We start from the raw sequence: 21,670 nt of genomic DNA on the forward strand, positions 1-21,670 counted from the left end.
AGTATAACGAAAAATACGCCTCTGTGCAAGCTTTGTCCGTATCAAAAAAGCGGCTGCCTCCCGGCAGCCGCTTTTTGCTTTTTTCATTACAGTTCTTCTTCCGTTTCCAGATACTCTTTTGCTTCGTTTACATAATGCTCCACAAGGCTGCGTTGATAATCGATATCCTTTTGCTCCAGCGTCCGTGCCACCTTGGCCGGCGATCCCATAATCATACTGTCGTCCGGAAATTCCTTATTCGGCGTCACAAGTGCTCCCGCTGCCACCAGGCAGTTCTTCCCAATCTTAACGCCATCCAGTACCACTGCGCCAATACCGATCAGCGAACCCTCCCCGATTTCGCAGGAATGCAGGTTTGCGTTATGCCCTACTACAACATTATCACCGATAACAAGCGGTTCTTCGTCATTGGTATGCAATACGCTGTTATCCTGCACATTGGAATTCTTTCCTATTATGACCGGCTGTCCGACATCTCCGCGCAACACGGCGCACGGCCATATACTGGAATTTTCCTTCAATATGACATCTCCCGCCACCACTGCGCTTTTGTGTACGAATGCAGTCGCATCGATTTGCGGTGTTTTTCCTTTAACTTTTGAAATCATAACAAGTCCTCCTCAAAAACCTTGATCGCTATCGCGGTCTCGATCCGCTTCTTTTCCGTCTCACATCCAAGCTCATACGGCTTCCTGATATCCCCGGTAGAATGGTACGCATTCGCCGCACATCCGCCCGAGCAATAATATTTTGCCCAGCATTCGCTGCATCCCTGCTTGGTGAATACATGAGTGTCCAGAAACATCTTTTTGATTTCCTGGTTGACATCCTCGTCATGGACGTTTCCCATAGAAAAATCTTCCATTCCCGCAAATTGATGGCAGGGATAAAGATTCCCGTCCGCAGTAACAGCAAGATATTCGCTTCCCGCGCCGCACCCCCGCAAACGCTTGTTGAGGCAGGGACCGGAATTAAGGTCAATCATAAAATGGAAAAAACAAAACCCTTTTCCCGCTTTTTCACGCTTAATATATTCCCTTGCAAGCATTTCATATTCATGCTTAAGCTGCGGAATATGCTCCGGCCTGATCGCATAACTTTCGCCCGTCACCACCGGCTCCACGGAAATCTGGTCAAACCCTGCATCCGCAATGGCGCATACGTCGTTTGAAAAATCAAGATTTTCCGCCGTGTAGGTACCGCGGACATAATATTCCTGCCCTCCGCGCCCATCCACGATTTTATGCGCATTCTTGAGCACTCTGTCATAACTTCCTTCTCCGGCAATATTTTTACGCATCTTATCATGTATTTCTTTCCGGCCGTCAATGCTGATTACTACGTTTTTCATTTCTTTGTTGATGAACTCCGCCATTTCGTCCGTCACATGGTAGGCGTTTGTCGTAAGCGTAAAGCGGATATTTTTGTCATGTAATTTCTCCTGCTGCCGGCCATATTCCACCGTCTGCTTCACAACATCAAAATTCATCAGCGGCTCGCCGCCAAAAAAATCTACTTCCAGATTCCTGCGCCCGCCGGAATGCGCGATCAGGAAATCGATTGCCGCCTTTGCCGTATCCACATCCATCAAAGCCCGCGCGCCGTGGTATTCTCCCGTATCCGCAAAACAATAAGAGCAGCGAAGGTTGCAGTCCTGCGCGACAAGAAGGCATAAAGCCTTAATCACAGGCGTATTAAACTGCGCGTTTTCGCCGTTAATCTCACACTTCGAATATAAAAGCCCTTTTTGGGTCAATTCTTCGATTTCATCCAGGACTTCACGCGCATCTTCTCCTAAGTCATTCACAATCTGCTCGTTCGTCTTCCCTGCGTTTTTAAATGTAAGTACGCTCATTGCAGTTTTATCAATCGCATGCACCGAACCGGATTCCACATCCAGCGCCGCATACTTTCCGCAAAATTCTATCAAATGAACCATTTTTTCCCCTTCTTAAAAAACATATTCGCGTTTTGCCCCTTTTGCCGATATTTCTAATCATGCGCTCTCCTGCCGCACATGAAAAATGGCGGCATAATCACAATGCCGCCACCTCGTTACTCTAAAAAGTTAGTTTTTCTTTTCGCACTTCTGGTTTGCAAGCGTGCATGACGTTTTGCAGGCCGACTGGCACGATGTCTGGCACTCCCCGCAGCCACCCGTACGCAGTGTATCCTTCAAATTGCTCTTCGTCACTGTCTTAATATGCTTCATCAGAAATTCCTCCTCGAAACTTTTACCTGTGTATTGTATCACACGGCCTATAAAAACTCAAGTTATTTCCCTTTTTTTGAGGTTTTCGCAGAAGAATCTTTCGTCTCGTCCTTCTTTGCTTCATCCTTCTTATCGTCGGTTTTTGCAGGAATTTCCTTTCCTTCTTCGAAGCTTTCCACGGAAGCGATTGCGCCTTTCGAGAGCACCAGCTTTGTTTTGTCCGGGCCGCACTCGATGGTCACAAGGTCTTCTTTGATCATGACGACTTTGCCATAGAACCCGCCGATCGTCTTGATCATGTCGCCCACGCGCAAATTGCTGAGCATATTTTTAAACTGTTTTTCTTTTCTCTTGTTCGGAACAATGATGAGTACGATGAACACCACGATCAGCAGGATCGGGAAGAGCATCATCATCATATTACTGGAACCGGCTGCGCTCGCTGCGCCACCATCACTAACTGGCATATTTTTTACCGCCTTTCAAATTCAAAAATCACTAATATTTATAATATCGGTAAAGCACGCGCAAGTCAACCATTATTTCGCTTTACAGGCGGAAATTATCCATAAATTCACGTCTGAATTCCCCGAATGTTCCCGCCTCGATGTGTCCGTGTATTTCCTCCATCAGGCGGATCGTGAATCTCGTGTTGTGGATGGAAAGTAAAATCGCCCCCAAAATTTCATTGGTTTTCACGAGATGCCGGATATAGGCACGCGTATGGTTTTTGCATGCATAACAGTCGCATGTTTCATCGATGGGCCGAAAATCTTTCGCATACTCTGCATTACGGATCACGAGTTTCCCGTTTCTTACAAGCGCGGTACCGTTGCGGGCTATGCGCGTTTGCAGAACGCAGTCAAACATATCAACTCCGCGGGCGACTCCCTCCACGAGGCAGTCCGCCGTCCCGACGCCCATCAAATACCGCGGCTTTTCCTCCGGCAATACGTCGGTCACCACATCGAGCATCTCGTACATCATTGGCTTGGGTTCCCCCACGGAAAGCCCGCCGATGGCATTCCCGATAAAATCGAGCTTCGCAATCTCCTCGGCGCTCCGCTTACGCAAATCCGGATACATCCCCCCTTGCACAATCCCAAACAAGGCCTGGTCGCCGCGGGTCTGCGCATCCTTGCACCGCTTTGCCCAGCGGTGCGTCCGCTCCATTGAATGCTTCGTATAGTCGAAGTCTGCCGGATAAGGCGTGCATTCATCGAGCACCATCATGATATCCGAACCGAGCGCTTCTTCGATTTCCACTACCTTTTCGGGAGTAAACATATGCCGCGATCCATCGAGGTGCGACTGGAATGCAGCTCCCTCTTCCGTCAATTTCCTGAGATCGCCGAGGCTGAACACCTGGAATCCTCCGCTATCTGTCAGAATCGGCTTTTTCCAGTTCATAAATTGGTGCAGCCCGCCTGCCTCGCGAATCAGTTCATGCCCCGGCCGCATATAAAGATGATAGGTATTTCCCAGGATAATCTGCGCGCCCGCATGGAGCACCTGGTCGTTCGTCATCGCCTTGACGGTAGCCTGCGTGCCTACCGGCATAAATACCGGCGTTTTGATTTCGCCGTGCGGCGTATGTAAAACCCCGGTGCGCGCCTTGCTCCCACCGTCTCTTTTTTCCACCCGAAAATTAAATTCCATGTATTACCTCTCTGCACTGTAATCTGCTTTATTCTACCAGACTGCATCAAAAAAGTAAATTTTAAAGCTCTATTGTTTTTGTAGCCACACCCTCTTCAAAGGCGCTGTCATGCTCTACAAACAGCATAGTGGGCGCGCACTCCCTGAGCAGACGCTCGATTTGCATGCGGGACAGCACATCGATATAATTGAGCGGTTCATCCCAAACATAAAGATGCGCCCGTTCGCATAAACTTTTCGCAAGCAGCACTTTCTTCTTTTGCCCTGCGCTGAAATTTTCCATACTTTTTTCAAACTGGCTCCTTGAAAAATCCAATTTGCGCAGCAACGTCAGAAACAGCGTCCTGTCCAGGCTGCTTTCTTCCGCAAACCGCTCCAGGCTCCCGCTCAGAAAAGACGGATCCTGCGGCACATAGGAAATCACGAGGCCGCTTGCGCTTCGGAAACTTCCCCGAAACTCTACGCTTTCGCCGCATACAAGCTTTAATACGCTTGATTTCCCACAGCCGTTTTTTCCACGAAGCGCAATCCGTTCCCCATTTTCCAAAGTAAAATTTACCGGCCCGCACACTTCTTTTTCCCCATATCTCAGAAAAACATCCCGGTATTCTATAAGCCGGTTTGCGTGGTGAACCAACGGATGAACGAACACGTCCTCCATTTTTTCGACATTTTTCAAGAGTTTGGCTTTTTCTTCGGCCGCTTTTTCTGCCCGCCGTTCTGCCGTCTTCGCCCTTTTCATCATTTTAGCCGCTTTGTGCCCAATATATCCCCTATCCGGACGCAGCCCCGCAGTGCGTTCCCCCTTTTTGGAGCATTCCACTTTTTGTGACCATCCTTTTTTTTGCCGCGCGGTTTTCGCGAGACGTCCTATTTCTTTTTTCAACTGGATATTTTGTTCTAATTCATGCACGTCCTGCCGTTCCTTATTTTGAATCCATACAGAGAAAGTTCCATTTCGTATCTCTATGTTTGTACGGTTGATTGATAAAACGTGGTCGATACACCTGTCTAAAAAATTCCTGTCATGGGAAACAAGAATAAAGCCTTTCTTTTGGCATAAATAATCGGCCACCGTTCTTCTTGCCTGTGCATCGAGATGATTGGTCGGCTCATCCAGCAGCAGAAAATTGTTTTCTTTTGAAAACAATGCCGCAAGCAGCACTTTGGTTTGTTCTCCATTGCTCAGCGTTCCAAAAGAACGCCATAAAGCCTCTTGTGGTACTGCAAGAAGATTCAGTTCCCGCAGAAGCTGCCATTCCTCCGCACCCGGACATATCCCGCGCGCCACATCCATGGTGATTTCCGATGAATCCGCAACCGCAAATGGGAAATAATCAAACGGAACGGCACTTGCAATGGTTCCTTTATACGGATATTTGCCCATCAGCAAGTTCAGAAGAGTCGTTTTACCGCATCCATTCCGTCCAATCAATCCAAGCCTCCAATCCGTATCCACCTGAAAAGATACATGTTCAAACACCATATCATAGCTTCCGTCATAGCAAAATGACAGGTCGTCTACATTGATTTGGGACATTACTATCACCCTCCTTTGCAGTTCCAACCGTTGCTGCGCAGGGGCGGAACTTTTCCATAAAAAAACCTGCAAGAAAATACGTCATTTTCCCGCAGGTCGCAAAATCCCGCAAACAGTTATGGTCCCAGGCAATTTCAAAACGTAATTTCTTGCACGGAAACGGCAAACACAAACTGTCCTTCGTTTCCAACATAATATGTCTTCAGCAAGAAATATTGCGCATCGAACTGCCTCCTCTTTTTACTACCGTTACTATAGCATCCGCAGGCCAATGCCGTCAAGTTCTTTCCATCTGCCAACAAATCAGGGGCCGGCCCTTGCCTGCCGGATCAATCAATTTCATTCTAAGTAGGGAGTATTCTATTCTTTTTTTGGCTGCATATCCGGCCCCTCGGCACATCCTTACCCATTTTTGGCCTGATTTATCGCACGCTCTCCCCCAAGCGGCAATACCGCCGGAACGCCTCTGCGTAACTTCTCTTCCGCGCGGTATTCGGAACATATTCGCTCACATATCCTTCGCAAATCGCTTCCTGCGCTGCAAATATGTCAGAATAGGCTCCGCATGCCGCCGCCGCGAAAACCGCAGCTCCGCGGGCGCAGGCCTGCGCGGACGCCGAAACATAAATTGGGCGCTCCAACGCATCTGCCATCGTCTGCATCACATACGGAGATTTCTGCGCGATCCCTCCGACGGCGATTATTGTTTCAATAGCAAGGCCTTCACGGCTCAGGCTGTCAATGATCCGCTTCCAACCAAAAGCCGTCGCAAGAACAAGGCTCTGGAACACCTGCGGCGGCTCAGTTCCAAGGGAAAGCCCCGCGATCGCCCCGCGCGCGGATTCATCGGCATACGGATACCGCCTGCCGTTGAACCAGTCGAGTGCAGGCAACGCGCTTCCAATATCAAGGGCTTCCGCCTGCCTCGTTAGCTCGCCCAGCAGTTTTTCCGACAGCTCCCTTTTCGTTTTTTCATCCCCGAATTGTTCGCTTGGCCATATCAGGAACCGTTTCAGCCATGCATATACGTCGCCAAAGGCGGATTGTCCTGCCTCAATTCCCATATACCCGGGAAGAATCGAATCTTCCGCCATTCCACAGGCATAGGCCATCTGCCTGGTCGGCAGGCGCTCCGCCCGCTCTATCATCATATCAACGGCAGAAGTCCCAAGATTAGCGACTAAAATCCTCTCGCGGACTCCCGCTCCCACCGCGCCGGCGTGCGCGTCAAACGAGCATCCGCCCACGGCCACTCCCGCTGGCAGGCCAAGTCTCTCCGCCCATTTTTTACACAGCATACCAACTTTTGTTCCCGCAGGTTTTACGTTTCTCCCAAAATTGAGTGCGGCCTTTTTCAATGCCGGATCCAGCGATCCGAGGCATTCCGCGTCCGGAAGCCCGTCCCACTCGCTGTGCCACAGCGCTTTATGCCCTGCCGCACACGAACAGCGGTACATCGTCAGCGGATCCGTATTGCCGGCAAGTTCTCCCGTAATCCAGTCACAATGCTCGACCCAGCTGAACGCGGCCTCCCGTATTTTTTCCGATAAGCGGCTGGTACGAAGTATCTTCGCCCAATACCATTCGCTGGAATAGACGCCTTGATACTTGGTATAATCCAAACCATGCCAGTCGGAGAGTACACGGTTGATTTCTTCCGCTTCGTTGACTGCCGCGTGATCCTTCCACAGATGGAACATCGCTCCGGTATCTTCTTCAAATCCCCTTGTAAGCGCAAGCGGGGTTCCCGCCCGGTCGACAGGGCACGGCGTCGAGCCTGTGGTATCCACCGCAATTCCCCGCACTGCCTTTCGCACTCTATCTCCAGCCTTCCCAAGTGCCTCTGCGGCAACTGTTTCCAGCGCCTCGAGATAATCCGCCGGATGTTGCCGGAAAATCCCCTCCTCCGGCAACTGATACAATCCGTTGATCCACCTGGGATAGGTGCATACGGCTTCCGCACACATAGAGCCGTCCGTAAGATCCACCACCACTGCGCGCACCGAATCGCTGCCAAAATCAGCTCCCAGCACGTATCCTCTCTCGCTTGTAGGCATTTCCATCACTGTCTTGCCATCTTCCTATTCTTCAGAATATCAAAACCGACGGCCAATATGATGACCAGCCCCTTTATAATCATCTGTACATAAGACGAAATATGGAGCAAATTCAGGCCGTTGCTGAGTATTCCGATCACCAACGCGCCGATGATTGTTCCGCCGATCGTACCGATCCCGCCGTTGAAGCTCGTACCGCCCAGCACCGCCGCAGCAATAGCGTCCGCCTCATATCCGTCACCCGCCGTCGGCTGGCCCGAATACATCCGGGAGGCAAGCACGATGCCTGCAAGTGCCGAAAGGATACCTGAGATCATATAGACACGGATCGTAAGCCCTTTGATCTTGATGCCCGCGAAACGCGCTGCGTTCTCATTTCCGCCTACCGCATACATCCGCCTGCCAAATTTAGTCTTATAAAGCAGGATCGACATCACGACCGCGGTTACAACAAGGATATAGATCGGTATCGGAATTCCAAACAAATAGCCGTTGCCAATCACCGTAAACAGTTCATTTTTTGAGGCTACGGACCGCCCGTCCGTAATCAGGTAACACAGCCCGCGCAGCGATCCCATCAAAGACAGTGTCACGATGAAAGGAGGCATGCCGGTGAAAGCGATGATCGTACCGTTTATCAGGCCGATCGCCGCTCCAAACAGGAGCGCCACGATGATCGCCGGGGCGATCGCAACACCGCTTTCCATCAGCATAACCACCGCGACTCCACTTGCCCCAACCACAGAACCTACGGTCAAATCAATCCCGCCGATAATCAGCACAAAGGTCATGCCGATCGCGAGGAATGCATTGATGCATATCTGCCGCAGCACGGTAAGCAGATTGTTTGCCGTCAAAAACGAATCCGTTGCGATGGATAATACCGCGCAAAGCGCCAGCAGCGCGATCAGTATGCCCATATTGTTTTTGAAAAAAACGACGACCGGATTCGAGCCGACTCCAATCTTATTTTCACTAATTTTTTGCATTTTCTTTTCCTCCCGAAGCAAACCACATAATTTCTTCCTGCTTTGCTCTTGATGTTTCGTTATTGTCAAGCACTCCCGTCACCGAACCTTCATGCATAACAACGATTCGGTCGCTGAGGTTGATGATCTCTTCCATTTCTGAAGAAATCAGCATAACGGCTTTTCCCTGTTTGGCAAGGCCATAGATCAACTGGTAGATTTCAGCCTTCGCGCCAACGTCGACTCCCCTCGTCGGTTCGTCGAGAATAAAGATATCCGGGTCGGCGGCCATCCATTTTCCAAGGACTACTTTCTGCTGATTGCCGCCGGAAAGGAATTGCACCTTTTGTTCCGGAGAAGTCATCTTGATGGAGAGGGCATCCGCATACTTTCCTATCAGCTCGTTTTCATACTTTTTGTTGACGCCTACGTTTTTAATGAATTTATCCAGGACGACGATAGAGGTATTGTATTTGATCGTATGCATCAGGAACAGCCCCTCCGTTTTTCTGTCTTCAGGAACATACCCGATGCCATACCTAATCGCATCTTGCGTATTTTGAATATTTGCCCGTTCTCCGTTTATGTAAAGCTCCCCGGAATCCACTTTATCGATCCCGAAGATCGCCCTGGCAAGCTCAGTCCGTCCCGCGCCCACAAGGCCAGCAAACCCAACGATTTCTCCTTTCCTCAAGGAAAAATTGATGTCTCTAATTTTCTCGTTGGAATAGTGTTTGACTTCCAGGCAAACCTCGCCCACATCTATTTTCCCGTCCCGTTTGAAAATCTCCGAAAGCTCACGGCCAACCATCATACTGATCACCTTGTCCTGCGTCAGATTTTCTACCGTATCCGTTCCAATCATTTTTCCATCCCGCAGAATGGAAATAGAATCCGCTATTTCAAAGATCTCGTCCATTCTGTGTGAGATATAAATAATGGCGATCCCTGATTTTTTCAGGTTTTCTATCTGTAAAAAAAGCTGGTCTATCTCTGTTTTTGTCAAAGAAGAAGTTGGTTCATCCATCACAATGATTTTGGCGTTCGACAGCAGCGCCCTGCTGATCTCCACCATCTGCTGTTTCGCAATGCTTAGATCCCGCACTTTCGTGCGCGCGTCAACGCCCAGCCCCATCTCTTCCAGGATCGCCTGCGACCTACGAACCATTTCCCGGTCGTTGAGGAGCGCTCCCCCCTTGATTTCCTTTCCCATGAAAAGGTTGTCTGCGATCGACATGTTCTCCGCAAGGCTGATCTCCTGGTGGATAATACCGATCCCGTAATGCTGTGCATCCTGTACAGTATTGATTTTGGCTTCCTCTCCATTGATCCGGATCGTTCCCTGTCCGGAATCCATGTCATAGATTCCACCCAATATTTTGATTAACGTCGATTTCCCCGCGCCGTTCTCGCCCATCAGGGCACGCACTTCGCCGGCTTTTACATTGAATTCAATGTTGTCGAGCACTTTAGCACCCGGAAATGTCTTACTGATCCCCGACATCTCCAGATAGTATTCATTTTCCATACCTGCCCTCCATAAAGCAATCAGTCGATATCTTCCATATGCTTCATACGCTTGAGAGAAAAGGTGCCGCCGTACCGCGGACGGACAGCGGCACATCCCTTTATCCCTCGATATTTTCAGTATCCTGGAATTTGAATTATTCTCCCGCTTGCAGCGTTTCGGCCGTAACCAGCGCACTCGGGACCTTGATGTCTGCCTCTACCGTTTCACCCGCTATCACCTTGTATGCGACCTCAATACTCTGCTTGCCGATTTCGACTGGATCCTGGGAAGCCGACGCAAACATCTTTCCTTCTTTGATGGCCGCTATTCCGTCTTCCGAACCGTCTACGCCTACGATCTTGATCTGGTCGAGCTTGCCCGCGCTGTCAACGGCTGCCGCACAGCCGATTGCCGATGGGTCGTTGAGTGCGAACACGCCCGTGAGGTCCGGATAAGCTTGCAGCATATTTTCCATTACCGGCATTGCCGTATCGACGCCGGGCTGGATTTCCTGTTCTTCAACGATTTCGATATCAGGATATTGAGAGAGCGCATCCTTGAAACCATTCGCCCTGTCTGCACAGACCTGTGCCACGTTGTAGGTAAGCATCACAACTTTGCCCTTGCCTTCAAGCGCTTCTCCAAGCGCTTCGCCGATCAGCTGGCCCGCCATGAAATTGTCCGTTGCAACCGTGCTCTCCACGAGGCTCGCGTCATCGACCGGCGAGTTATAGCATACGACCGGGATGCCCGCCGCTTTGCAAGCGTTCAGCGAAGCCTGGATTCCGTTCGAGTCCACAGGATCGATCATCATGACGCTGACGCCTTGCTGGATCATATCCTCAATGTCCGTGATCTGCTTTGCTGCGTCAAATCCAGCGTCCATTACGATCAGCTGGTCGTCCCCTTGAACCGCAGATTCCATGCCGTCCAATATTTCAATATAGAACGGGTTAGATTGATCCGCTACGGAAACGCCAATTTTGATCGCTCCGCCCGCCGCCGGTTCTGCCGCCGACGCCGCAGCGGACGCTTCCGTGCTTTGTTCAGCCGGAGCGGATGATTCAGCTGCCGTTGAATCTGTTGTGACTGCCGAACAGGCGACAAGTGCGATCGCCATAAACAGGGCTACAGCGATCAGTGAAAGTTTTTTCATAATCGTTTTCCTCCATTATTTTATTATTTAGCGTTTAAGCTAAAATGTTTTCTTCTCTAACCGGCTTACCATGCCGTATAGCCGCCATCCACAAGATAAGTGGCGCCCGTCACAAAACTGGATGCATCCGACGCCAGATAAACCGCGATTCCCATCAGTTCGTCCGTTTGGCCAGAGCGTCCCATTGGAGTCATGGAGAACCAGCGTTCGATCGCTGGATCCTTGCGCTGATAGCGGTCTTCGCTCATCTCCGTACGCATATATCCCGGGCAAAGCGCATTCACACGCACACCGCGCATTGCCCATTCCGTCGCCATAGACTTAGTCAGCATGATGAGTCCACCCTTGGAAGCGTTATACGCGCACTGGTTCTGCGGCGTATTGACGATCAGTCCAGACATAGAGCCAATGTTTACGATGCTCCCCTTGCCCTGCCGAAGCATTACCTTTCCGACCTCGCGCGAGACGATAAACGGACCTGTGAGGTTGACGTCGATGACCTCCTTCCAATCCTCTGTGGTCACTTTCTCTGCATCGTCACCAAGCCACGTCCCCGCGTTATTGAACAGGATATCGATCTTGCCATATTCATCCATCACCTGAGCGACCATAGCTTTCACATCGTCCTCATTGCGCATATCCCCCTTGATTACGGTGCACTTCACACCCTCCTGCTCGATAATCTTCTGCGTCGCAAGCGCCGTCTCGATACGCCGGGCGGCGATCACAATATCCGCGCCTGCCTGGGCAAGGGCAATCGCCATAGACCTGCCAAGCCCCTGCCCGCCGCCGGTAACGATTGCTACCCTATCCTTCAGTGAAAATTGTTCCATTACATTTTTTGTGCTCATGATTCCTTCTCCATTCCAAATGTTTTTACAATTCGATTTTGATGTGGTTTTCCTTTGCATATTCCACCACACAGCAATCCGTTTTATAAATGCGTTCCGGAAGAATGATTAACACATGTCCCACTTCCTTGTGGAGCGGAAAACCTCCGAAATGCCATACGCCCGTTTTCAGGATCACCATCGTCCCCTTAGGCACAATAAAAGCCCTCGTCAATCCGGAGACAGGCGCACCTGTCGGCGGCGCTACATGGATCACGATATCGTCGTCCATGGCAATAATGCCTTCTCCCGTCGTATTATGATATTCTGCCATCGTGACTATCATTTCTTCCGCCCCGTGCAGCAAGAGCGGAGAGAAGGCGACCGGCATATCTCCTGAAACCGGAAACAGGCCTTTATCGTTAAAAAAATCTCCCAAGCTGTTGCCTTCCGGCTCCGTAATATTCACATAAGTACCGAATTCCCAAAATGCTTCCCGCGTCAATTTCTCTGCTTTTATTGTCTTCATTGCATTTCCTTCCGTTTATTTCAGTCTCAAGGCTTCCCTTGCTTTCTCTATGATCGCACCAGTGCTGATTCCGTACATTTCCAGCAGTTGATCCGCGTTTCCGGAACGTCCGAACGTATCCTGCGTGCCAACTTTTAGCACCGGCACCGGGCAGCACTCGCCCACGACCTCGCCGACCGCACTGCCAAGCCCGCCCATAACGTTGTGTTCTTCCGCTGTTACGATTGCCCCAGTCTCCTGTGCTGCCGCTATAACCGCTTCCCGGTCGATCGGCTTGATCGTATGCATATTGAGTACCCTTGTCCGTACCCCTTCCCCCGCTAATATGTCCGCTGCCTCAAGCGCCTTGCTCACGGCAATCCCGCAGGCAATAACGGTGAGGTCGCTTCCCTGCCGCATTTCCACTGCTTTTCCGATCTCGAATGAATACGCTTCAAAATCGGTGACTGTCTCCACGGCTGCCCGGCCAATCCGAAGATACGCAGGCCCTTCATACTTATTTAGTGTGAGCACTGCCTGTTTTGTTTCATTTCCGTCCGCCGGGCAAATAACCACCATCCCGGGGATGCTCCTCATCAGCGCCATATCTTCCAGACACTGGTGGGTCGCTCCGTCCTCACCCACGATGAGTCCGGCATGCGTTCCGATCAGTTTCACATTGAGCCCCGGGTATGCCACCGAATTGCGGATCTGGTCAAACGTCCTGCCTGCGATGAACATTGCAAAAGAGCTCACAAAAGGCTTGAGCCCGAATGCCGCCATGCCGGCAGCCATGCCGACCATGTTTGCTTCTGCGATCCCCACATTGAAAAAACGTTCCGGGTAAGCTTCCCCAAACATACACGACATAGTGCAGGTGCTCACATCTGCGTCGAGCACAACAACTTTTTCATCTGCCCCAATCTCCTTCAACGTATCTCCGTATACGTCCCTTGTAGAAATTTTTCCTTTCATCTCCTCAGTTCCTCGCTTCCAATTCCGCAAAAGCCTGCTCAAATTCTGCATCGTTCGGCGTTTTCCCATGCCATTGATTTTTGCCTTCCATAAAGGAAACCCCTTTACCTTTGATGGTATCCGCAATAATCATGTGCGCTTTTTGACGCGTCTCCTTCGCCACGTCGATTGCCCGCGCGATCTCCTGTACGTTATGTCCGTCAATCCTTTGCGTATGCATTCCAAAACTTTCAAATTTTGCCTTAAGATCGCCCGTATCCAGTATCTCTTTCACAGTGCCGTCAAGCTGTACTTTGTTGCAGTCCAATATCGCCACCAAGTTGTCGAGTCCATGCGCGCCCGCATACATCATCGCTTCCCATATCTGGCCTTCCTGTATCTCTCCATCGCCCAAAATAGCATAGACCGTGCATTCATTCCCCGTCATTTTCGCAGCCTGGGCCATCCCTACCGCTGCCGAGAACCCTTGCCCTAACGATCCAGTAGACATATCCACTCCTTCGACATTCCTCATTTCCGCGTGCCCGGAAAGCGATCCATCGATTTTGCGAAACGTTTTCAGCCGTTCTACCGGGAAAAAACCTCTCAGTGCAAGTGTCGGATACAGCGCCACCGTAGCGTGCCCCTTAGAAAGCACCAGCCGGTCGCGCAATTCCCATTTCGGGTTTTCCGGGGCGATTTTCATTTTTTCAAAATAGAGCACTGCCATAATTTCCGAAAGGGAAAAAGCACCTCCTATGTGCCCTGATTTTGCTTCCCGCACCATTTCAAGCCCGGTTTTTCGTATTTCCCACGCCTTATCCTCCAGGTATTTCTGCCGTTGCGTCTCCATCGCGTCCTCTCCCTCCGCCGATTGTCATTTATTTTGATTTGCGTCTATTCATACCGCATCATTTGGCCGCGCAAATTTTAAACGTTAAAATTTATTTGTATCGTATCAAAATATTGTTTTTTTATTTTATTCAGTCTTTTTATTATCGATTTTTCTTTTTTATATTGGGGTTTATTGTCTCAGAGAGGCCGTTTGCCTCCGTCGTAAATTTATATTACAATAATTTTTGTAACGTGTCAATAAATTTATTTTTGAATTTTAACTTTTTCTTCCAACAAAAAACCGTTCCCCGAAAAGAGGAACGGCTTTTTTTATATTTTCCGTTTATCTCCGATAGATTTTTCCGATCTCCCGATCCATCCGGTCCACCGCTTCTTTAGCCGTATATTTTTTCGTAATCGCCGCATTTACCGTGCTTCCAATGATCTTCTCAAACACATTCTCCGAAATACACCTGCCGTCCGCCGTATTTGGTGCGAAGCGTTTTTTCGCATCTTTAAACACCTCAAACGTCTCCTTATGCCACGGATACAGGTTTAAGAGCTCCGTGCTATCGCAAATGCTCGTATAGGGAACAATCCGCCCCAATACAGCGTTTACTACCGACATCCGCTCCGAGGTCGCCCACTTGATGAATTCACATGCCTGCTCTTTTTTTCCGGAATGGCTGTTCATTCCGATAGACCACCCCCCAAACAGGGAAGCATTCCCCGGAACCACATCATAGCCCACTTTGCCAACAACGCGCGATATGTTCCTATCCCGCAGGATGGTCACTTGATCGGAATACTGTACCATCATCGCGGAATTTCCCCGGCAGAAATCCATTGCCTCATCATCCCACCACCAGTTCGGCGCTTCCGGATGCGCGTAGTCATAGCATTCAATATAATTTTCCAGTGCATACACAGCTTTTTCACGGTCGTTGATCGCCGTCTCACCGTTGAAAAGGTCGATCCCCTGCGCCCATATGCGCGGCAGGTACTCACTCGTCGCGCCGGTGGGCACCCTGCCTGACAGCGAAGTCCCATAAAGTGTATCGGAATCCGGATTGAACTTTCGGGTAAACAAACGGGCCACCTTGTTATATTCTTCCCATGTCGTCGGAACCCTCAATTCTTCCTTATACCACTCAAAATAAAGGCGCTGGTTTTTCAATTTTTCAAAAAGATCCTTGCGGTAAAACAGTAACTGCGTCGTAAAACTGAACGGCAACGTCCACATCCGGCCGTTCATCAGTGAATAAGCGTCGAATATCTGCCCCGGGAACCTTTCCCGCAGTTGGGATGCGTCTCCAATATGATCCTCCAATAATTCGAGGCAGCCTTTCACCACAAGTTCCTTAACCCACGGCACATCAAGGGCAAACACATCATATCTTCCATCGCTGCTCCTCCATATTTCATCGAGCATGCCGCGGTAATTTATCAGGTCCGCCTGCACCTTGATCCCCGTGCTCCTCGTAAAATCATTGCACAGATATTTCACCGCACGGCCCGCATGATTGTTCGGGAGAAGGACACATACCTGTTCTTCTCCCGGCTTTCCGGTTTGCAGTTTCAACAGTTCTTCTTTCTTTTCTTCGGGCTTTATAAGACGTTCTTCAGCGTCTCCTTTCGGTTTTCCGATCAACCCCGCCAGCATCTCGAATGCCATCTTCCCCATCTTCCCATACGGAAGGATTATGCTTTCTTCATTTGCCGCCGGTGTATCTGTCCACCGCCTGCTCTTCATAATAATCAGTTTGGGAATATCCTTCCCATCGGTGCTCGTGAGCGCGACCGCTTTGCGCACCCCCTCCGCCAACACCTCGCTCGTTACATAGATCGCTTCGGGCTTTTCCTTGAGGTTCAAAAGGCGGACCGCTTGCTGCATCGCGCTTTCCTTGTCATATTCGGTGGTCAGCAGATAATCATTGCGGATCTCGATATCGGCGGAAAACAATGCGTTCAGGTACGCATCGACGCAAGCCGTATCGAAAGAATATTCCCGCGGGCCCGTCAGCATTGCGATCCTTTTGGTTCCGCAGCCAATCTGCCTGTTGATATTTTTTATCAGAGTCTCCCTGACGTCGATGCCGACAAAGCCGCAGTTTTCGATTTTGCGCAGCATCCCCACAACGCGATGGCCGCCCTTTTCCAGTTTTTGGAACAACCGTTCGTTTTCGGGCTGGCAAGTGATCAGCAATATCCCATCTGCATTGAACATCCGCGCCTGATTCAAAATTTGCTTCTCCCGGTAAGGAAGCTCGCTGCACACAAATACATTCAAGGAAAAACCGCGCTCTTCCGCCATCCGCGTCACCGCATCAAATATCTCTTCAAACTCCGGTTCGTTTAGATTGGGAAAGATCACATAGATCGTATTTCCGTTTTTGCTGGTCTTCAGGTTCTTGGCGAGGGCGTTTTGCTCATACCCAAGCTCTTTCACCGCCGCTTCTACGCGCTTTATTTTATCACTGCTTACTCCCTTTACACCATTAAGAACGTTCGAGACCGTTCCCTGCGATACACCGGCGAGCCGTGCAACGTCACGCATAGTCGCAATCTTGTGCCGTTCCGGCTTCCGTTCCTTACCCTGATTCCCCTGAAATATCTCTGGCATACCTTTTCCTCACCGTTCGTCTTCAGCCAATTAATGATTCTAATTGTTTTGTTCAAATTCAATCAGAAGGCCAAATCTCCCACATTTTCCTTATTTTAAAAGATTTTTCGTCATTTTCCATCATTTATTTATATTTTTGAACGTTTCATTTATTTTATAATATCGGAAATAAAGGGTGAAGTCAATCGCTAATCGCTTTATTTCTTCCTCTTCACGCACTGCCCTGCCCATGGTTCCATTCAAACCGCAGTCCCCGGCGTTTCCTGCAATTCCATAAATATTTTCCTGTAGTTTTCGGAAAACACGCTTCCCTTGCGCCAGATAAAGGTCAGGTCGTGCGTAAGGGCAAACTCTTCCAGCGGAATCCTTTTCAAAGTTCCTTCGCATAACTCCCTGCGCACCGCCGCTTCATACAGGAACGTGATTCCACAATTTTCCCCAACAAGCATTTTGATCGCGTTAATATTACTGACCTCAACAAAATTCCCAAAGTCTTCCAACATAAGGTTTCGTCCCTCAAGGTAGCGTTCTAATATCTCCCGTGTGCCCGATCCTGCTTCCCGTACGATGATCCGTTCCCCAGTCAAGTCTTCTATTTTATGTACTTCTGTTCGGAACACATGGCCTTTCCCGCATACGGCGATATACGGCTCTGTCGCGTAGACAAGGTGCTCATATTCATTTTTGGCAAAATTTCCCTCCACCAGTGCAAAATCAATCTCGCCGCCGTCGAGTTTCCGTAAGAGCTCCTTGGTGTTCGATACGTCCATTCGCAGGGACACCCCTGGATGGTTCGCCAAATAACGCGCGGCAGGTCCGGGAATCACAAATTCTCCCACCGTAAGCGTAACGCCGAAACGCAGGAGTTTCCCGCTTCCAAGGCCGCCCATTTCTTCCTTTAAGGCCATCACATCATGTTTCATAGTGAGTCCCGCACTTTGCAGGAGTCGTCCCGCTTCCGTGAGCTCCAGTTTCTTTCCCTGGTAGGCAAACAGCTTCGCGCCGTAATATTCCTCCAGAAAACGGATGTGCTGCGATACGGCCGGTTGGGTGATATTGAGCCGTTCCGCAGCGCGTGTAAAATTCATAGTTTCGCACACCATAAGGAACGTATCCATCCTGAAATCAAGCATATTTTCCCTCCTTTTATATACAATAACATATATTTATGTATTAATAAATATATATAATTTTTAATTATTATTAAAATTGGTATAATACTACTTGTATTTATATTTTTTGAAAGCAGGTAGTATCATGAAATTTCTAAAAACAAATTGGATGGGAATTATTTTATGCCTTGTAATTGCCATTCCCGCATTTTTTCTCGGCAAGCTCCTGCCTGTGGTCGGCGGGCCGGTGTTCGCTATCCTGATCGGTATGGTTCTGGCCCTCCTGATCAAACGAAAAGATATTCTCCAACCCGGAATCAACTTTACGTCCAAAAAAATCCTGCAATGGGCAGTCGTTCTGCTTGGCTTCGGCATGAACCTGTCGGAAATCCTGCGTTTGGGCGCACAATCCCTGCCCATCATTATCTCTACGATTTCCACATCGCTCATCCTTGCATTTATCTTATACCGTGCGATGAAAATGCCTTCGCGCATTTCCACCTTGATCGGGGTAGGTTCTTCCATCTGCGGGGGTTCCGCTATCGCAGCAACCGCCCCCGTTATCGGTGCGAACGACGAGGAAATCGCCCAATCAATTTCTGTTATTTTTCTGTTCAATGTCATTGCCGCGCTTATTTTCCCTACGCTCGGCGGTGCGCTTGGTCTTTCCAATGAAGGCTTCGGCCTGTTTGCGGGTACTGCTATCAACGATACCTCGTCGGTAACGGCTGCGGCCGCCGCGTGGGATGGGATCCATGGCAGCAACACGCTTGACCAGGCGACAATCGTAAAGCTCACACGTACCCTCGCCATCATACCGATTACTTTGGTGCTGGCCTTCGTGCGTACACGTAAAGAAAAAAAGCTGGATGCGGCCACCGGTGCCACATTCAGCTTCAAAAAAATATTTCCGTGGTTCGTACTGTTTTTTGTACTGGCCTCGGTCGTCACGACGGTGTTCAACCTTCCGGCTTTCGTGACAGGGCCTCTCAAGGAACTCAGTAAATTCTTCATTATCATGGCCATGGCAGCTATCGGCCTCAATACCCATATCGTAAAGCTGGTCAGGACAGGTGGAAAACCCATTTTTATGGGCCTTGTCTGCTGGATCGGAATCGCCGCGGTAAGCCTTGGTATGCAACACGTCCTCGGTGTTTGGTAAGATGGCCTACTCTTGATCTATCCTTTTTGCGGGCAAGGGCGGCACGCACGCCCGCGAACCCGCTTACATGCACCTCAAGGGCGGATACGCAATTGGATGGAAGGTATGCAAAGGGCTGCGCGGATGAAAAACGCCATGGCTTCGATAAAGTACAAGGCCGTGCAGCGGCGAGACTTTTCAGGCAAACCCTAGGGTGTGCAGGTATACCTTATCTTATTTTTATTCCGCACACTTCCGCATGCTGCAGATGGATTCCGATGTGCCCTACGCCAAGTATAAGAGAAAATAATATCATCCAGACCACCTTTCCATAGATCCCAAGCAACAGAAACGCCGCCACCGGAAACGTTGCCAACGGAACAGGAATTCCGTAAAAACTGCTGTACATATTCCGTGCCCGCCGCCTGCTTTTAAAATACCGCAGCCAACATATCTCATAAAGTGCCATCAACGCAAATGCAAAAATAAGCCACAGCGTCCATGGGGTAAACGGCATGAAATTGAAATCTTTGAACATCAGTGCGCACAGCGCGCAGCCAACCTGTCCAACACGTTCTAAAAGCAGCAGGATGCCATGTTCAAAGCTGTTATCATAATCTTCGGGCGGATTCCTGCTCCATAGAATATTGGGAGCGATAAGCAAAACAAGAAAAATAAGTCCCACATATGAAAATCCCAGGTGCCCAAACATGTTCCTTCCCCCATTCTATAAAAATAGCTCCGGTTCCCGCCGGTTCTTCAGCCCTTCTTCAAGCTGATGCAAATGGTACAAATAGCCTTTGTCGTCAAAGTATTTCGCGTGCTTTGGGCATGCTTTTACACACGCGCCGCATTTGATACATATTCCGCTGCATTCCCGCATATTTTCGCGGGAAATGCTGCCCATCGGGCATACTTCCGCGCATACTCCACATTCATCACAGCTTTCCTTTGTAAACGGCTTCACTTTCCGAATATCGATAGGGTTTCCTTTCCTGTCACGCGGCATATAATACCCCCGGTATGGGTACGGCGTTCCAGGCGTCTCAACAATTCCGCTGCTCCTATCCCACCATTTTGCGCACAGCCGTTCCGCGAATTTGCTGGCACAGTGTAGATCCTTCCCATCGGGCCTGCCCTTCGCAAGCTCATACGAAAAAGCGTGCTCGCCTACAAAAGCTGCCGCAGCATGCGGCAGAAAACCATGGCCTGCAAGTATATCCCGCAATTCTATCAAGGCATCGTCAAAATCCCGGTTTCCGTATAAAACGATCGGTACGGCAAACGCGCCGTTCCCGGCAACCGTATCCAGATACTTCAGCAATACATTAGGAACCCGCCCCGCATAAACGGGAACGCCAAAAACAACGATATCATCCGGCATAAATTCCGGCCATCCGCCCCGCGCGGCAGGCAGCGTAAAATCAAATTCACATTCCGCCGCCCCAAGGCCTTCCCCAAGCCCCCGCGCAATGGCCGTAACGATCTTTTTGGTCGTCCCCGTCGCACTGAAATAAACGGCCCATATCTTCATAACGTTCGCCTCACAAAATCATCATCGCGTCCCCAAAACTGAAAAAACGGTAACGTTCTTCAACAGCCTGCCGGTAAACGTCCAACGCCTTTTCCCTGCCCATCAGGGCGCTCACAAGCATGATGAGCGTGGACTTTGGCAGGTGAAAATTGGTAATGAGCGCGTCTACGACCTGGAACCGGTAGCCCGGATAGATAAAGATGTCCGTATCCGCACTCCCCGCCTGCACAAGGCCGTCCCTTGCCGCGCTTTCGAGCGTACGCACCGACGTCGTACCAACAGCGATCACCCGCCGTCCTTCCCGCTTCGCAGCATTGACCGTCTCCGCTGCCTGCGCGCTTACGCTGTAATACTCCGAATGCATCACATGCTGTTCTACCGTTTCCTCTTTCATGGGCCGAAACGTTCCAAGCCCCACGTGAAGCAATATTTTAACGATGATAACGCCCATTTTTTCTATTTTTTCCAAAAGCTCCGGCGTAAAATGCAGTCCCGCCGTAGGTGCGGCCGCACTGCCGTCCTCTTTTGCGTATACCGTCTGATAGCGTTCCTTTTGCTCAAGCCGCTCCGTAATATAGGGCGGGAGCGGCATATTGCCATACCGGTCGAGCAGCTCTTCAAATATGCCCTCATGCCGGAATTTCACTTCGCATACCCCGTCCTCTTTTTTGCAAAGAAGCTCCGCCGAAAGCTCCGGCCCAAAATCCACAATGCCGCCCGGCTTCAGCTTTTTGCCCGGCCGCATAATCACTTCCCATACATCAAGGGCAAGACGCTTTAACAGCAAAAATTCAAAATCCGTTCCCGTTCCCCTTTTTTTCCCGTACAGGCGGGCGGGAAGGACTTTCGTTTCATTTAAAACGAGCACGTCTCCCTTTTTCAGGTAGTCGGTCACATCGTAAAAATGCCGATGGCTGACTTCCTCTGTTTTCCGGTCATACACAAGAAGCCGCGAATGGTCTCGCGGCTCGATTGGAGTCTGTGCAATCAGCTCTTCAGGTAAGTTATAATCGAAATCAGATGTCTTCATAG

General features: G+C 49.9%; 20 protein-coding genes. 1 reads left to right on the forward strand and 19 read right to left on the reverse strand.

The features are described from left to right. Positions 1 to 86 precede the first annotated feature (86 nt). The 16 genes from H8S18_RS06390 to H8S18_RS06465 all read right to left on the reverse strand — a co-directional run bounded on the left by H8S18_RS06390 (position 87) and on the right by H8S18_RS06465 (position 17,984). Positions 87 to 608, reverse strand: coding sequence for a gamma carbonic anhydrase family protein (locus H8S18_RS06390; protein WP_186857486.1), 522 nt, complete (start codon positions 606 to 608; stop codon positions 87 to 89). After that, positions 605 to 1,939 (reverse strand): thioether cross-link-forming SCIFF peptide maturase, encoded by a 1,335-nt coding sequence (scfB, locus tag H8S18_RS06395; protein WP_186857487.1) that lies wholly within the window; start codon positions 1,937 to 1,939, stop codon positions 605 to 607. The genes H8S18_RS06390 and scfB overlap by 4 nt, the downstream gene beginning before the upstream one ends. A gap of 129 nt (positions 1,940 to 2,068) precedes the next feature. Further along, entirely contained in the window at positions 2,069 to 2,212 is a 144-nt protein-coding gene (scfA, locus tag H8S18_RS06400; RefSeq protein ID WP_066520402.1) for a six-cysteine ranthipeptide SCIFF, read from the reverse strand. A gap of 62 nt (positions 2,213 to 2,274) precedes the next feature. Further along, positions 2,275 to 2,679, reverse strand: coding sequence for a preprotein translocase subunit YajC (gene yajC, locus H8S18_RS06405; protein WP_243165083.1), 405 nt, complete (start codon positions 2,677 to 2,679; stop codon positions 2,275 to 2,277). A gap of 82 nt (positions 2,680 to 2,761) precedes the next feature. Then, a complete protein-coding gene (tgt, locus tag H8S18_RS06410) occupies positions 2,762 to 3,871 on the reverse strand; it encodes a tRNA guanosine(34) transglycosylase Tgt (RefSeq protein ID WP_186857488.1) in 1,110 nt (369 codons plus the stop codon). Positions 3,872 to 3,932: 61 nt separating this feature from the next. After that, positions 3,933 to 5,411: a ribosomal protection-like ABC-F family protein gene (gene abc-f, locus H8S18_RS06415; RefSeq protein WP_186857489.1), complete on the reverse strand. Its 1,479-nt coding sequence runs from the start codon at positions 5,409 to 5,411 to the stop codon at positions 3,933 to 3,935. Positions 5,412 to 5,833: 422 nt separating this feature from the next. Then, a complete protein-coding gene (locus H8S18_RS06420) occupies positions 5,834 to 7,474 on the reverse strand; it encodes a ribulokinase (RefSeq protein WP_186857490.1) in 1,641 nt (546 codons plus the stop codon). Then, positions 7,474 to 8,457, reverse strand: a complete 984-nt coding sequence (locus H8S18_RS06425) for an ABC transporter permease (protein WP_186857491.1) — start codon at positions 8,455 to 8,457, stop codon at positions 7,474 to 7,476. The genes H8S18_RS06420 and H8S18_RS06425 overlap by 1 nt, the downstream gene beginning before the upstream one ends. Then, on the reverse strand, positions 8,444 to 9,964 hold the full coding sequence (locus H8S18_RS06430) for a sugar ABC transporter ATP-binding protein (protein ID WP_186857492.1): 1,521 nt from the start codon (positions 9,962 to 9,964) through the stop codon (positions 8,444 to 8,446). Before H8S18_RS06430 ends, H8S18_RS06425 begins: the two co-directional genes overlap by 14 nt. Positions 9,965 to 10,100: 136 nt before the next feature. Continuing rightward, complete coding sequence (locus tag H8S18_RS06435) at positions 10,101 to 11,102, reverse strand: sugar ABC transporter substrate-binding protein (protein ID WP_186857493.1); 1,002 nt, start codon at positions 11,100 to 11,102, stop codon at positions 10,101 to 10,103. 65 nt (positions 11,103 to 11,167) lie between these two features. After that, positions 11,168 to 11,953, reverse strand: coding sequence for an SDR family NAD(P)-dependent oxidoreductase (locus tag H8S18_RS06440; protein ID WP_186857494.1), 786 nt, complete (start codon positions 11,951 to 11,953; stop codon positions 11,168 to 11,170). A 25-nt stretch (positions 11,954 to 11,978) separates the two neighbouring features. Further along, a complete protein-coding gene (locus H8S18_RS06445) occupies positions 11,979 to 12,461 on the reverse strand; it encodes an ureidoglycolate lyase (protein ID WP_186857495.1) in 483 nt (160 codons plus the stop codon). A 15-nt stretch (positions 12,462 to 12,476) separates the two neighbouring features. Further along, positions 12,477 to 13,415 (reverse strand): transketolase family protein, encoded by a 939-nt coding sequence (locus tag H8S18_RS06450; RefSeq protein WP_186857496.1) that lies wholly within the window; start codon positions 13,413 to 13,415, stop codon positions 12,477 to 12,479. A gap of 4 nt (positions 13,416 to 13,419) precedes the next feature. Then, a complete protein-coding gene (locus H8S18_RS06455; protein ID WP_186857497.1) occupies positions 13,420 to 14,247 on the reverse strand; it encodes a transketolase in 828 nt (275 codons plus the stop codon). Positions 14,248 to 14,571: 324 nt separating this feature from the next. Further along, entirely contained in the window at positions 14,572 to 16,851 is a 2,280-nt protein-coding gene (locus H8S18_RS06460) for an extracellular solute-binding protein (protein ID WP_186857498.1), read from the reverse strand. A 239-nt stretch (positions 16,852 to 17,090) separates the two neighbouring features. After that, positions 17,091 to 17,984: a LysR family transcriptional regulator gene (locus H8S18_RS06465; protein ID WP_186857499.1), complete on the reverse strand. Its 894-nt coding sequence runs from the start codon at positions 17,982 to 17,984 to the stop codon at positions 17,091 to 17,093. A gap of 124 nt (positions 17,985 to 18,108) precedes the next feature. On the opposite strand from H8S18_RS06465, the gene H8S18_RS06470 reads away from it, so the two are divergent. After that, the gene (locus H8S18_RS06470; protein WP_186857500.1) at positions 18,109 to 19,125 is read left to right on the forward strand and encodes a YeiH family protein; all 1,017 of its coding nucleotides are present in this window, start codon (positions 18,109 to 18,111) and stop codon (positions 19,123 to 19,125) included. Positions 19,126 to 19,333: 208 nt separating this feature from the next. Here the strand turns inward: H8S18_RS06470 and H8S18_RS06475 are convergent, their stop codons facing one another. Genes H8S18_RS06475 through queA form a run of 3 tightly spaced genes read right to left on the reverse strand, consistent with a single transcriptional unit; the run spans position 19,334 to position 21,668 of the window. Next, entirely contained in the window at positions 19,334 to 19,816 is a 483-nt protein-coding gene (locus H8S18_RS06475; RefSeq protein ID WP_186857501.1) for a hypothetical protein, read from the reverse strand. Positions 19,817 to 19,831: 15 nt separating this feature from the next. Then, positions 19,832 to 20,638 carry a 4Fe-4S binding protein gene (locus H8S18_RS06480; protein WP_186857502.1) on the reverse strand — a complete coding sequence of 269 codons (807 nt, stop codon included), beginning with the start codon at positions 20,636 to 20,638 and terminating at the stop codon, positions 19,832 to 19,834. A 10-nt stretch (positions 20,639 to 20,648) separates the two neighbouring features. Further along, positions 20,649 to 21,668: a tRNA preQ1(34) S-adenosylmethionine ribosyltransferase-isomerase QueA gene (gene queA / locus H8S18_RS06485; RefSeq protein WP_186857503.1), complete on the reverse strand. Its 1,020-nt coding sequence runs from the start codon at positions 21,666 to 21,668 to the stop codon at positions 20,649 to 20,651. Positions 21,669 to 21,670 lie beyond the last annotated feature (2 nt).

The sequence above is a fragment of the Christensenella tenuis genome (genome assembly GCF_014287795.1).
Lineage (GTDB): Bacteria > Bacillota > Clostridia > Christensenellales > Christensenellaceae > Christensenella > Christensenella tenuis.

Coding starts and splice junctions, on each gene's coding strand:
- H8S18_RS06455 (WP_186857497.1), bottom strand. CDS start 14,247: ATGGAGACGCAACGGCAGAAATACCTGGAGGATAAGGCGTGGGAAATA.
- H8S18_RS06470 (WP_186857500.1), top strand. CDS start 18,109: ATGAAATTTCTAAAAACAAATTGGATGGGAATTATTTTATGCCTTGTA.
- abc-f (WP_186857489.1), bottom strand. CDS start 5,411: ATGTCCCAAATCAATGTAGACGACCTGTCATTTTGCTATGACGGAAGC.
- H8S18_RS06425 (WP_186857491.1), bottom strand. CDS start 8,457: ATGCAAAAAATTAGTGAAAATAAGATTGGAGTCGGCTCGAATCCGGTC.
- H8S18_RS06450 (WP_186857496.1), bottom strand. CDS start 13,415: ATGAAAGGAAAAATTTCTACAAGGGACGTATACGGAGATACGTTGAAG.
- H8S18_RS06480 (WP_186857502.1), bottom strand. CDS start 20,638: ATGAAGATATGGGCCGTTTATTTCAGTGCGACGGGGACGACCAAAAAG.
- H8S18_RS06440 (WP_186857494.1), bottom strand. CDS start 11,953: ATGAGCACAAAAAATGTAATGGAACAATTTTCACTGAAGGATAGGGTA.
- H8S18_RS06390 (WP_186857486.1), bottom strand. CDS start 608: ATGATTTCAAAAGTTAAAGGAAAAACACCGCAAATCGATGCGACTGCA.
- scfB (WP_186857487.1), bottom strand. CDS start 1,939: ATGGTTCATTTGATAGAATTTTGCGGAAAGTATGCGGCGCTGGATGTG.
- H8S18_RS06460 (WP_186857498.1), bottom strand. CDS start 16,851: ATGCCAGAGATATTTCAGGGGAATCAGGGTAAGGAACGGAAGCCGGAA.
- H8S18_RS06435 (WP_186857493.1), bottom strand. CDS start 11,102: ATGAAAAAACTTTCACTGATCGCTGTAGCCCTGTTTATGGCGATCGCA.
- H8S18_RS06430 (WP_186857492.1), bottom strand. CDS start 9,964: ATGGAAAATGAATACTATCTGGAGATGTCGGGGATCAGTAAGACATTT.
- H8S18_RS06445 (WP_186857495.1), bottom strand. CDS start 12,461: ATGAAGACAATAAAAGCAGAGAAATTGACGCGGGAAGCATTTTGGGAA.
- H8S18_RS06465 (WP_186857499.1), bottom strand. CDS start 17,984: ATGCTTGATTTCAGGATGGATACGTTCCTTATGGTGTGCGAAACTATG.
- yajC (WP_243165083.1), bottom strand. CDS start 2,679: ATGCCAGTTAGTGATGGTGGCGCAGCGAGCGCAGCCGGTTCCAGTAAT.
- queA (WP_186857503.1), bottom strand. CDS start 21,668: ATGAAGACATCTGATTTCGATTATAACTTACCTGAAGAGCTGATTGCA.
- H8S18_RS06475 (WP_186857501.1), bottom strand. CDS start 19,816: ATGTTTGGGCACCTGGGATTTTCATATGTGGGACTTATTTTTCTTGTT.
- tgt (WP_186857488.1), bottom strand. CDS start 3,871: ATGGAATTTAATTTTCGGGTGGAAAAAAGAGACGGTGGGAGCAAGGCG.
- H8S18_RS06420 (WP_186857490.1), bottom strand. CDS start 7,474: ATGGAAATGCCTACAAGCGAGAGAGGATACGTGCTGGGAGCTGATTTT.
- scfA (WP_066520402.1), bottom strand. CDS start 2,212: ATGAAGCATATTAAGACAGTGACGAAGAGCAATTTGAAGGATACACTG.